The sequence below is a fragment of the Rhizosphaericola mali genome (assembly GCF_004337365.2).
GTDB lineage: Bacteria > Bacteroidota > Bacteroidia > Chitinophagales > Chitinophagaceae > Rhizosphaericola > Rhizosphaericola mali.
Genome location: NZ_CP044016.1, coordinates 3,248,756 through 3,261,764, shown reverse-complemented (window position 1 = coordinate 3,261,764; position 13,009 = coordinate 3,248,756). Strand labels below are relative to the sequence as shown.

Annotated in this window: 11 protein-coding genes; 4 read left to right on the top strand and 7 right to left on the bottom strand. The window is 33.8% G+C overall.

What is annotated here, in order from left to right; genetic code table 11:
• Positions 1–20: 20 nt before the first annotated feature.
• The 3 genes from E0W69_RS14040 to E0W69_RS14030 all read right to left on the bottom strand — a co-directional run bounded on the left by E0W69_RS14040 (position 21) and on the right by E0W69_RS14030 (position 2,213).
• Positions 21–596 carry a 50S ribosomal protein L25 gene (locus E0W69_RS14040; RefSeq protein ID WP_131330667.1) on the bottom strand — a complete coding sequence of 192 codons (576 nt, stop codon included), beginning with the start codon at positions 594–596 and terminating at the stop codon, positions 21–23.
• 30 nt (positions 597–626) lie between these two features.
• Positions 627–1,598: a ribose-phosphate pyrophosphokinase gene (locus E0W69_RS14035; RefSeq protein WP_131330666.1), complete on the bottom strand. Its 972-nt coding sequence runs from the start codon at positions 1,596–1,598 to the stop codon at positions 627–629.
• Between the two features lie 126 nt (positions 1,599–1,724).
• On the bottom strand, positions 1,725–2,213 hold the full coding sequence (locus E0W69_RS14030) for a hypothetical protein (RefSeq protein ID WP_131330665.1): 489 nt from the start codon (positions 2,211–2,213) through the stop codon (positions 1,725–1,727).
• Positions 2,214–2,288: 75 nt separating this feature from the next.
• Between E0W69_RS14030 and radC the strand changes: the two genes are divergently transcribed.
• From radC to topA, 3 genes are all read left to right on the top strand, one after another.
• Positions 2,289–2,978, top strand: coding sequence for a RadC family protein (radC, locus tag E0W69_RS14025; protein ID WP_131330664.1), 690 nt, complete (start codon positions 2,289–2,291; stop codon positions 2,976–2,978).
• 52 nt (positions 2,979–3,030) lie between these two features.
• On the top strand, positions 3,031–3,558 hold the full coding sequence (locus E0W69_RS14020) for a hypothetical protein (RefSeq protein WP_131330663.1): 528 nt from the start codon (positions 3,031–3,033) through the stop codon (positions 3,556–3,558).
• A 121-nt stretch (positions 3,559–3,679) separates the two neighbouring features.
• Positions 3,680–6,028 (top strand): type I DNA topoisomerase, encoded by a 2,349-nt coding sequence (gene topA, locus E0W69_RS14015; protein WP_131330662.1) that lies wholly within the window; start codon positions 3,680–3,682, stop codon positions 6,026–6,028.
• 63 nt (positions 6,029–6,091) lie between these two features.
• Here the strand turns inward: topA and E0W69_RS14010 are convergent, their stop codons facing one another.
• The 4 genes from E0W69_RS14010 to nagB all read right to left on the bottom strand — a co-directional run bounded on the left by E0W69_RS14010 (position 6,092) and on the right by nagB (position 11,529).
• On the bottom strand, positions 6,092–6,934 hold the full coding sequence (locus E0W69_RS14010) for a DUF6263 family protein (RefSeq protein ID WP_131330661.1): 843 nt from the start codon (positions 6,932–6,934) through the stop codon (positions 6,092–6,094).
• 57 nt (positions 6,935–6,991) lie between these two features.
• Positions 6,992–8,236 carry a hemolysin family protein gene (locus tag E0W69_RS14005; protein WP_255478203.1) on the bottom strand — a complete coding sequence of 415 codons (1,245 nt, stop codon included), beginning with the start codon at positions 8,234–8,236 and terminating at the stop codon, positions 6,992–6,994.
• 177 nt (positions 8,237–8,413) lie between these two features.
• Positions 8,414–9,487, bottom strand: coding sequence for a BAR domain-containing protein (locus E0W69_RS14000; RefSeq protein WP_131330659.1), 1,074 nt, complete (start codon positions 9,485–9,487; stop codon positions 8,414–8,416).
• A gap of 134 nt (positions 9,488–9,621) precedes the next feature.
• Positions 9,622–11,529 carry a glucosamine-6-phosphate deaminase gene (gene nagB, locus E0W69_RS13995; RefSeq protein WP_131330658.1) on the bottom strand — a complete coding sequence of 636 codons (1,908 nt, stop codon included), beginning with the start codon at positions 11,527–11,529 and terminating at the stop codon, positions 9,622–9,624.
• A 209-nt stretch (positions 11,530–11,738) separates the two neighbouring features.
• Here nagB and E0W69_RS13990 point away from each other — a divergent pair, with 209 nt between their 5' ends.
• Entirely contained in the window at positions 11,739–12,926 is a 1,188-nt protein-coding gene (locus tag E0W69_RS13990; RefSeq protein ID WP_131330657.1) for an ROK family protein, read from the top strand.
• Positions 12,927–13,009 lie beyond the last annotated feature (83 nt).

Genomic DNA, 13,009 nt, shown 5'->3' with positions numbered 1-13,009 from the left:
TATGTTTATGAAATTATAAACTATTTTTTTGCTTCTGCACTTGCTTGTTTCAATTGACGAGTCAATACAACAGATGCAATAGGAATACGTGGAGAGTTCATGATTTCAAAATTGTCAGCATGTACATCTTCTACACGAATGTTACCGTTCAAATCCAAAGAAGTGATATCTACTTCGATAGCTTCTTTCAAATGTTTAGGTAAAGTTTTTACTTTCAAAGATTTCAATTTAGCGATAAATTTACCACCAGCTTTTACACCTTTTGAAGAACCTACATATTTAAGAGGCAAAGTTGCAACTACTTTTTTATCATCGTTCAATTCTAAAAAGTCAACGTGCGTCAATGCATCGCTTACTCTGTCAAATTGAAGGTCTTTCATGATAGCTTTGTAAGTAACGCCATCAACAGTAATATCAACTAATTGAAATTTGTCGGTATAAACCAACGATTTAAATGCTTTAGCAGGAGCAGAAAAATTAATCTCCTTAGCACCCCCGTAAATTACAGCAGGTACATTGCCCTGAGAGCGAACCGCACGGGTAGCTTTTTTGCCAAATTCGGTCCTCAGTTGACCTTCGATTGTAATTGTGTTCATAATATATATTGTGTTTAAAAATACACTTGTTTATAATTCTCTTCTTTGAGAATGTACAAATAAGCTCGTAATACTTCTGTTTTCGTATGCATTTCTAATTGCGATGGCAAATAAATCTGCGACAGTTACGACCTTTATTTTATTTTTTAAATTGTATTGTGCAACCTTTTCTTTATTTAAAGGAATCGTATCGCATACAACTAATTCTGTCAATACACTATTGGCGATATTTTCATACGCTTTACCACTTAAAACCGGATGTGTACAAAGTGCTCTTACACTTTTCGCACCTTTCTCTAATAACAAGCCTGCGGCTTTTGTTAAGGTTCCTGCGGTATCAATAATATCGTCAACTAATATGATATCTTTCCCCGTTACATCACCAATGACCACCATACTAGCGATTTCATTAGCTCTTTTTCTGTGCTTGTCACAAATCACCATTTCAGCATTGAAAAAGCTTGCAATTTCACGTACTCTGTTTGTACTTCCTACGTCAGGGGCGGCAAAGGTAATATTTTTTATCTTTAAATGCTCTAAATAAGGAATGAAAATTGCCGAACTATCCAGATGATCTACAGGGATTTCAAAAAAGCCTTGAATTTGTGGTGCGTGTAAGTCCATAGTGATGACTCTATCTGCGCCGGCTTTTTCTAATAAAGAAGCAATTAATTTGGAACCGATAGCTACACGAGGCTTGTCTTTTCTATCTTGACGAGCATATCCATAATAAGGAAGTACTACGACAATTTTCTCTGCACTCGCTCTTTTTGCTGCGTCGATCATCAGCAACAATTCTAGCAAATTTTCACTAGGAGCAAAAGTGCCATTGACCAAAAAAACATAATCACCACGAATACTTTCCAGAAAGACCGGCTGTATCTCGCCGTCACTGAATTTCTGAATTTTTATCTTGCCTAAAGTTGTACCATAACTCTCGGCTATTTTTTCAGCCAGTTCTACTGACCCTGTACCTGAAAAAATCTTAACAGATGGATTCATAAAAAGAAGATGTAAAATAGGTTGCGAAGATAAACACTAGATAACAAAAAATTAAAATTAAAATGAATAAATCATATTTTCTATAGATTAAAATTCTTTTTACTCAACTTATTTTTGAACAATTTACTATACTGAAAGATTAGAATCTTCAATCAGTTTATGAAAAATTTCATATTTTTTGCCATCGATTGTAATGGTATTCATTGTATAAATATTTAATTGTTTGGATTTTAAAGGTTTTTGATCTATGATAATATCCTCCTTTTTACAAGTAATGGTATCAGAATTATTTGAAGAAATATTGAAAAGGTAAAATTCCACTGTGTTATTTTCAATCAAATTGATTGCATAAATAGTTCTTCCAATTCTTTTTATTTTCCGAATAGGAATAAGAAAAACCGCAAATAAAATGAGCAAAACGATGTACAAAAAAGCAAAATACACTATAGGTGTAAGATGATTCAATGCAATAGGATTTTTAAAACTCCTAATTCTGATATATGTGATAAGAATTAAGAAAAGGGGTGTGATAATCATAGATCGACGTAAATTCCTAACAGCTTTGGTTAATGTATCTTGCACGTCTTTGTCCATTTGAAAAGTTGGGTTGTTCATTAGAGGTATGTTTTTCGTATTAAAATTAAATGCCTATTTTTATAACCAATCCAAATGCTAACTAAAACACTGTTTATGTCTGTAACTTCCATTAAAAATTGGGCAGAAGATGATCGTCCTCGAGAAAAATTACTTCTTAAAGGTAAATCGAGTCTAAGTGATGCCGAGCTAATTGCAATAATCATCAATAATGGAACGAAAGAGGCAAGTGCCGTACAAGTCGCTCAAAAACTCTTAGCGTCTTGTGATAATCAATTACAAAAATTAGCTGGTTTGACCGTAAAAGATATTCAAGGTTTAAAAATCAAAGGAATTGGCGAAGCAAAGTCTGTCGCCATAGCGGCTGCATTAGAATTGGGAATTCGAAGAGAAGTGATTTCCAAGAAAAAAGAAACCATTCGCACAAGCGAAGACGCCGCTGCATTTTTGCAAGCGCAATTTCAACATTATGCAGAAGAGGTTTTTGTAGTCGTATTTCTCAATACGGGAAACAAGATTATTCATTACGAAATTGTCAGCCACGGAGGACATTCTGCTACGATTGTCGATACCAAAGTAATTATGAAAAAAGCCTTACAACAAAATGCTACCAAATTGATTATCAGTCACAATCACCCGAGCGGTAATCTGCAACCTAGCAAAGCGGACGATAGCGTAACTCAAAAAATACAAGAAGCGGCTAGACTGTTAGATATCGAAATGTTAGATCATATAATAGTAAGTGATATGGGTTATTATAGTTACGGAGATGAAGGCCGCTTGTAATTTTTCCAATTAGTTTTTGTAAGTAAATAAAAATTGATTTTAGATTTGCCAAATGAAAAAGAACATTCTTTGGTTATTGATATTATCATTTTTGATTTCTTGTAACAGTCCCGCGCCATTGGAATATTTTAGTAGATGCGTTTTGAGCACAAGTTATATCGAGCATTTCGGTGCCGGAGAAATTCGCAGTATATTGGCTTTGCCTCCGATGGTTTTTAATGAAAAAACAAAAAATCTGGATAGCGCTACTTATCAAAAAGTAATCGCAGAGAAAATTGCTGTAAACAAAGCTTCTTTGGATAAAATAAAGGCATTAAAAGAAACAACCGATGCAAAAAATATGATGGAAACTTCTGTCGGTGTATATAATCTCGTGATCCAAGATCAGGAAACTAAATATATGCAATTGGCTAAATGGAAAGATGAGCATCAAATGAATGATTCTTTACTATTTATAAAGGCAATCGAGCTTTTGGATAAGGATGAAAAAACAGTACAAAATCAGTTGGATTTACTTTGGGGATATGGAAAAATGTATGCGGATCACCACCAATTAGATTTGAGTAATACCAAGAAATAAAAATTTTATTATACAATTTTAAAAGCATTGTGTGTATTATTGCATGAAAGAACTGCATTTGAGCCAATTATGGCAAAAAAATCAAAATGACGTTCTTCCTTGAGAGACAAATGTATAGATTATGGCAAAAAACTTGTTGATTGTCGAGTCCCCTGCAAAGGCGAAAACAATTGAAAAATATTTAGGTAGCGATTTCGAAGTTAAAAGTAGCTATGGGCATGTTAGAGATTTGGATAAGGATAACATGGGCATAGATGTCGCGCATAATTATTTACCCAAATACATTGTTCCTGAGGATAAAAAGAAAGTCGTCACCGAATTAAAACAACAAGCTAAAAAAGTCCAAGAAGTTTGGCTTGCATCGGATGAGGACCGTGAAGGAGAAGCGATTAGTTGGCATTTGGCAGAAGTATTAGGTTTAGATCCTAAAACAACGAAACGTATTGTTTTCCATGAAATTACCAAGCCGGCAATTGAAAATGCGGTGAAAAATCCGCGTACCATCGATATGAATTTGGTGGATGCGCAGCAAGCAAGAAGAATACTAGATCGTTTAGTGGGATTTGAATTGAGTCCTGTTCTTTGGCGCAAAGTCGGTATGCAACGTAGCTTAAGTGCTGGTCGTGTACAAAGTGTTGCAGTTAAATTAATTGCAGAACGTGAAAGAGAAATCAATGCATTCAAAGCCGAAAGCTCGTTCAAAGTTGAAGGACATTTCGTCGCGAAAGATATTAATAAGAAAGATGTCGTTTTCAAAGCAGATGGTCCTGCTAAATTGAAAAGTGTACAAGACGCGGAAACGTTTTTAGATAGTTGCAAAAAATCTACGTACAAAGTAGTGGATGTGCAAGTAAAACCAACGAAAAGGACGCCGGCGGCGCCATTTACGACGTCCACTTTGCAACAAGAAGCTTCTCGTAAATTGGGATATAGTGTGAGTCGTACGATGCGATTGGCACAACAATTATATGAAAATGGTTTGATTACTTATATGAGAACGGATGCTGTCAATCTGAGTGAATTGGCGATGGCGGATATCGAAAAAGAAATCAACCAAGCATACGGAGCGAATTACCATAAACCTCGTCATTATAAGAATAAAAATGAAAATGCGCAAGAAGCGCACGAAGCGATTCGACCAACTTATATTCACGATCACACGATTACAGATGCGGACACACGAGCATTGTATAATTTGATTTGGAAAAGAACGATTGCTTCGCAAATGAGCGACGCAGAGTTTGAAAAAACGAATGCAAAAATTGAAATTTCTTCTAATAAAGAGCAATTAAACGCTTCAGGTGAAGTATTGAAATTTGATGGCTTTTTGAAAGTGTATTTAGAAGGTCGCGATGACGACGATGACGAAGAGAAAGAAGGTGTTTTGCCTCCTTTAGCTGTCGGTCAGGCTGTCGATTTGAAAGAAATAGTGGCTTCCGAAAAATTTTCTCGTCCTGCACCACGCTACACTGAAGCGTCTTTGGTAAAAAAATTAGAAGAATTAGGAATTGGTCGCCCATCTACGTATGCGCCAACGATTACGACAATTACCAAAAGAAATTATGTAGAAAAAAGAGATAAGGATGGAGTAGAAAGAGCTGCGCAAAAATTGACATTAAATGCGAATGATGAAATCGCTAAAGTGAATTTAGTAGAAACTTTCGGAACGGAAAGAGGTAAACTATTTCCTACGGATTTAGGTTTGGTGGTTACGGATTTCCTAAGTGATCATTTTAAAAACGTGATGGATTATCATTTCACCGCTAGGGTAGAGAATGAATTTGATGAGATTGCAGGTGGTAAATTGAAGTGGAATAATATGATTGATGGCTTTTACCAACCTTTTCATGAAAATGTAGAATCTACCATGGAGACTGCTGAGCGTGTAAAAGGAGAACGTGAATTGGGAACAACTTCTGAAGGTAAAAAAATCATCGCGCGAATGGGACGTTTCGGTCCGATGGTTCAGATCGGAAGCCAAGAGGATGAAGAAAAACCACAATTTGCTGCCCTTCGTAAAGATCAAAGTATCGAAACGATTACTTTGGATGAAGCATTGGAATTATTCAAATTGCCAAGAAATCTCGGCAAATTTGAGGGTGAAGATGTAATGGTCAATATTGGAAGATTTGGTCCGTATGCAATGCATGACAAAAAATTCTATTCTTTAACGAAAGAGATGGATCCGTATTCTGTTGAATTGGACGAAGTCGGACCTTTGATAGAAGAAAAACGTAAAGCAAAAGAAGAACGTACGATCAAGATATTTGAAAAAGAAAAAATTCAAGTTTTGAAAGGTCCTTATGGTCCTTATTTAAAAGTGGGTTTGCGTAATTACAAATTGAATAAAGAGCAACAAGATAAGGTTACGGATCTCACAGTTGAAGAGGCAAAAGCCATTATTGAAGAGCAAAAAGCCAATCCTCCTAAAAAGCGTAAAGCTGCTACTACAAAGAAAAAGAAGGCTTAACATATAAAAAGAAAGGACGCAATGAAAATTGCGTCCTTTCTTTTTATACAATTATCTCTTTAACTATTTCACTTTAGTTGAACTAAGCGTTGCATTAGTATTTATTTTCATTGGGATTTCTTGTCCCATTGCATTTATTTTTCCACTCAAATCTTGTATGATATTGGAAGAATCAAACATGCCAGTTTTAGTATTAATTTGCAATTCTCCAGATTGAGTGCCATCCAAAGACATTTCTAATGTCATGCCATTTGTTTCGAATTTTTGAAGGCCATTAGATCCAATTGTTCCTGTAATTTTTACAAATGCTGTTGTTCCTTCCACTTTTTCCAATGTATAAATGGTATTTGCAGTAAGGTCGATCCCATTTTTAACATTTAATGTTTTTTTCCAAGTATCCCCTACTGCAACCGGTCCATCTGGATATATTTGAAAGGATTGTTCGAATAATTTTTTGATAGATTCTGAGTTGAAATATTGACCAGCACTTCCCATCATTGCTTTTAATGAATCAGCACCAATAATTTTTACAATATTTCCTTTTTTATCCAAAATCGCTTGAAACTGTAATTGTGTTATTTTTTTTAAAGTTTCGCTTTCTTTATTAGAACTATCGCTGCTCAATTTAATATCTTTACCCATGGCGTCTACATTAACATCTAAGTGTTTGTAATGCATATTTACGGCTGTATTTTCCCCAGATTTTTCGATGTCGTAAACCGTTTTACCCACCATATCCATATGGATATCCATTCCCATCTGATTGATTGTACTCTTCATGGTCGTAGATATATCATATTGCTCTTTTGGCTTTAAGTTAAACTTGATGTCATACTTTTTTTGTGCAAATGAGGAAACACTAATGAGGGTAGTTAATAATGCTAATGAAAAAGATTTCGTCTTCATAATAGGTTGTAATATTTGCAATAAATGTAAGATGAAATTCAAATAAATGTAGAAATATTATTCATCCTCATCATCTTCATTTTTCGCAGGAGGTGTATAAGTGACCAAAAGTTTATCGATTCTATGATTGTCCATATCGATAACTTCAATGTCAAAACAACGCCAAACATATTTTTCGCCTTCTATAGGTATATGTTCTAGATGATGTAATAAAAAACCTGCAAGCGTATCAAATTCATCACTATCATCCTCTTCGATCCAAGATTCCCTATGGAAATACGAAAGGAAATCGAAGAATGATATCTGTCCATCGACGATGTATGAGCCGTCAGCTCTTTTGACAATATCCAATTCTGTTTCATCCTGATCTGCCATGTCACCGACAATAGCTTCTAAAATATCATGTAATGTAATAATTCCTTGTAGTGTGCCATATTCGTCTACGATAATGGCATAATGAATTTTACTTTTTTTGAATTTTTCCAATAAATGATATGCCGAAATATTTTCCGGTACATACATGACAGGTTGCAAAATTTCCTTTATTTTTTTGCTATCGGGAGCCGCGAAAAGATCTTTAATAAATACAACGCCTTTTATTTGATCCAAATGTTTTTCACATACAGGATAGACTGTATGTAGTTCGTATTCATTTTTGACTTCACTTACCGTTAATTCTTGGTCTAACCAGACGACATCATTGCGATGGGTCATCATCGAAGTGATATTACGATCTCCCAAAGAGAATACACGTGTAATGATTTGTTTTTCAGCTTGCTCGATAGTTCCTTGTTCGGTTCCCTCGTTGATGATAGCTTTGATTTCTTCTTCGCTGATTTGATTTTGATTCTTTTCAATATGCAATAATCGTATTATCAAATCGGTGGATTTATTCAATAACCAAATAAATGGATAGGTTATAAATATTAAGCCACGCATCGGTCCAGTAACCCATTTGGCTGTTTTTTCTGGATTGGCTAGGCCGATCCTTTTTGGAACCAATTCACCAATTACTAACGACAAATAAGTAATGATGATGACCAAAGTAACTGTAGAAATTACTTGACTATAAGGTCTTAAAAATTCTATTTGAGAAAGTTTGCTGGATAGTTCCATTTTGATAGAATCACCAGAAAATATACCCGTTAATATGCCGACTAAAGTAATACCAATCTGAACCGTTGATAAGAAAACGTTAGGTTTGTTGATGAGTTTGAGCGCTTTTTTGGCTTTAGCGTCACCCTTGTGTGCGTCTGCTTCTAATCTTGCCTTTCTTGAAGAAATTAATGCGATCTCCGCCATGGAGAAAAAAGCATTGAACAAAATTAAAATCAGTATGATTATAATTTCCATTGTAAATATAGACTTGCAAAATTAGGAAATTGTACGTAATCTGCGGAAATAGTTCTGTTTTCTATTGAAACAGATATAATTCTCTAAAATGGAATCGAAATATTATCTTATTTGAAATGGTTAAATTTATCTTTTTTCCCTATGACTTTGATTTTTTACTATAAAGCTTCTATTATATAATGCGAGTAATAAAAAACCCATAATGTTTTTATAATTAATTTCTTTACTATTTGTAATTACATAATATTTTGAAGATTCTCTTTCTACTATCGTGATTAAATTATTTTCTTCCAGAAATGAAATCGTTGATTGGGCATATGGAATATTTTTAATTTGAACGTATATTCCATTTGGACTAAAAATTAAATATGAAATTACTTGAATTTTTAAAGAGTTGAAAAGGTTGGCATAGTTGTTCAAAAACAATTCTGGGCTTTTCTTCAGGTAATTTCCAAAATGATTATAAAATGCTTCAAATCCCCAATCTTTGGAATCAGACAATCCCAAATTTGACATAATATATTCTAAGAATTGAGGAATCTCCTTTTCTGATTCTAGCATATTCACAACTAGATTGAAGTCGAAGTTTGCCTTGTTTTTTTGTTCAATATTTTTATTATTAGCTTTTTTAAATTCATCAAATTCATCATTTAATTTACTTTTTTCATTATTTAAATTACCAATGATATCTTCTTTTTGATTTATTTTAGAATCAAATTTTACTCTATCTCCTTGAAGTTTGTCTATCTCATTTTGTTTAGAATCAATCTCTTTCTGAAGTTCCTTATACTCTTCTTTGGTGATTAATCTTGTATTTGAAATTCTAATAATTGAATTGTTATATAAAATTGATAATTTTTTAGATCCGAGTTTGCATAAATAGGTAATTATCAAAACAATAGTTGCTACAACAATACATATTATAAGGTCTCCAATAAAACCATAATGAAAGCCAAATAAATTTTTTTGTCGCCAATATTGTTTAAAATATTCAATTTTTTCTTCAAGAGTACATTTTTGATCAATAAAAAAGAATGAATATACTATTGTCCAATTATGTATAATCCAAGTTATAATAAACGTAAAAATGAAAGGATTTCTTACTTTGTCAGATACTCCATCCGTAATAGTTTCGGTTATTTTGACTTCTTTCTCAATTTGTTTTCCAAGCATTGATTTGATACTATTAAAAAGTTCCATTTTTTAAGGTTGAATACCAAAGTTACAAATTGTTTATTTGCTATTTTAATAGTATGAGTTTATGTTTAATACAGGTTTTATAAAAAAAGCATCCCCGAAGGAATGCTTTTTTCAAATATAATGTATGCTTTAATTTAGAAAGGCCATTTTACAAAGGCTTCAATTGCTGCATATTTTGTAAGTCCTAATTGAGAATAAAGATTTGCAGTATTTGCGTTTCTTTCTTCTGCTCTTTGCCAAAATTCACGTGCATCTGTTCCTGCAAATGGAACCATGTCTTTTTGACTTTGGTGGAAATAAATATTGTAACGTTTGCTCATTACTTGGTCTGGACTCATTGGGATGGCCATTTCGATATCGGACATATCCCATTCTTGCCAAGCACCTTTGTATAACCATAACCAACATTCTTTAATCCATTCGTCACCATCTGCTTTGATTTGTTGCAATGCTTCCATCAATACGTTGAAACAAACTTTGTGGGTGCCGTGTGGATCTGCCCAGTCACCTGCAGCATATACTTGATGAGGTTTTACTTCACGTAAAAGCTTTTTAGTAATATCAACATCCGCCTGACTCATAGGTAATTTTTCAATTGTACCAGATTCATAGAAAGGCAAATTATTGAAATGGATATGATCTTCTTTTAGTCCGACATTCATAGCCGCCGCTTTTGCTTCACATCTTCTGATTAGTCCTTTTGTTTGGCGGATAAATTCAGAATCTTTACCATCTTTTTCTTTATTTGAAAGGAAAGAATTAGCATCATTTTTTAATTCTTCAGTTTTGTCCGAACTTCTACCAATCAATTTATCAAAACCAACTGCAAAATCTAAATAACGACCTACGAACTCATCCGTAACTGCGATATTTCCGCTTGTTTGGTAAGCAACGTGTACATCATTGCCTTGTTCTTGTAATCGTTCAAACGTACCACCCATGCTGATAACATCATCGTCAGGATGTGGCGAAAATAAAAGAACGCGTTTTGGATAAGGATTGCTTCTTTCTGGATGATTTGGCAAAGAAACATTTGGTTTGCCTGCAGGCCAGCCTGTAATGCTATCTCTCAATTCGTAAAATACTTGCAAATTGATTTGGTACGCATCACCTTTTTCTGCTAATAAATCACCCAAACCATTTTCATTATAATCATTTGCAGATAAACTCAAAATTGGTTTTTTAAGTTTAAGTGCCATATTGATAACTGCTTTTTTTACAGTTTTAGGCGTCCATTCGATCTCTCCTGTCAACCAAGGGGATTTGAAACGAGTTAATTCTGATGCTCCTGGTTCGTCAATGACGAATGACGCATTTGGGTGTTGTTGCAAAATACTTGCAGGAACTTGTTCTGTTACAGGACCTTCTACAGCTTTAACAATGATAGGCGCTTTGTTGCTCCAAGCAACTAAAACAACTTTTTTGGAACGCATAATAGTTCCGATTCCCATAGTTATAGATAAGCGAGGGACTAATGTAATATTATTTTGAAATTCTCTAGAATTAGCAATTCTAGTCTTGTTTTCCAAAACTTGTAATCTTGTTTTGGAGTTGAAGCTGCTTCCTGGTTCATTAAATCCGATATGACCATTGTCGCCGATTCCTAAAATTTGCAAATCTATGCCACCAGCTTCTTCGATTTGTTTTTCGTAATTAGCGCAGAATTCTTTTACCTTTTCTTTTGGAAGAGAACCGTCAGGAATGTGAATATTTTCTGGTGCAATATCAACATGATCAAATAAATGATGATGCATAAAGTACCAATAACTCTGCGTAGCACTTTTTTCAATAGGAAAATATTCGTCTAAGTTAAATGTGATTACATTTTTAAAACTTAAACCTTCCTCTTTGTGCAAACGAACTAATTCGTCGTAGATGTAAATAGGCGTTGAGCCTGTTGCTAGACCCAATACGCAATTCTGACCTGTAGCTGACTTTTCCTTAATTAAAGAAGCGATAGTTTCCGCTACATGTTTTGCACCATCTTTTGGTGTTGCGAAAATTTCAACTGGGATTTTCTCAAAAGAATCAACAAGATTCATGGTAAGTGATTTTAGATATTTTCTTTAAATAGGTAACTAAAGTAGAAATTAAGTAGATGCTAATCATACTCAATCGTTTGCAGTAGCTATCTTCATCTATGTGCAAAATTAAACATTTTTATTAATTTTTAAAAACTTTTTAAAAAAATTATAAAGTATTAACTTATGATTATATTTTAGGTATTTTTGTATTTAATAATCGTTTTGGTATGAGTATTCAATGGCGTTCGTTTAAAGGTTTGGATACCCCACTTAAGAAGGGTATTGTGAGACAATTATATTATGAAAATAATCTGTCTTCATTGGAATTAAGTGAGGCTTTAGGAAAAAGTGTACCATTAATAACCAAGGTGGTTAATGATCTAATTTCTAGTAAGTGGGTAGAAGAAGCAGGGCGGGCACCTTCTAGCGGGGGGCGACGACCTATGAAATATAGCCTTCGCAAAAATGATTTTTATGTTATTTCTGTGGTGATGAATAGATTTTCAACTTCTATTATTATGTTAGATTTACAAAATAATCCTATCTCCGCGCCAATGGAGATGGAGTTGTTGTTAAAAGACAATGAAGAAGCTGTAAATGTTTTAATTCATTCCATAAAAGAAGTTGTTGATAAAGCGAATATTGAAATCATAAAAATATTGGGCGTCGGAATTTCAATGCCTGGCTTTATCGATATAAACAAAGGGATTAATTTCTCTTATTTGCAATTGCCCAATAAAGCTTCTTTGCGTGATTATATTTCAGAGGCAATTGATTTACCTGTATTTATTGATAACGATTCTTCTACATTGGCTTTGGCGGAATTGAGATTTGGAGAGGGAAAGGGTAAAAAAGATGTGATGGTTATCAATGTTAATTGGGGTATTGGTCTTGGTATGATAGTGAAAGGTGAATTGTATCGTGGACATTCTGGATTTGCAGGAGAGTTGAGCCATATTCCGATAGCGGAAGACGGACTCCTATGCGATTGTGGTAAAAAGGGTTGCTTGGAGACAGAAGGTACATTGCTCGTAGTAGCAAAAAAAGCGATTCAATTTAGTGAAAAGAAAAAAGAGGAATTAGAAATTATATCAGATGATATTTATGAGGTAAGTGAACATTTAATGGATGCGGCTAAAAATGGCAATCAAGATGCTATTACTTTATTTTCTGAAATTGGATCAAAGATAGGACGAGCATTGGCAATATTAATTCATATTGAAAATCCTGAACAAATTATATTGAGTGGTAGAGGGGCAAAAGTTGGGAGGATTTTATTAGCTCCTATTCAGCAATCTCTGAATCAATATTGCATTCCTAAATTAATGGAAAATACAGAATTGACGATTTCTAAATTGGGAAAAAATAGTGCATTGATGGGTAGCGTGGCTCTCGTTATGGAAAATTTTAATTAGTTTGGGTTCTTTTATAAGAAAAATTGATTCTATTTTAATTTATTTGAAATTTTATTAAAATATTTTAATAAGTTTGACATTGA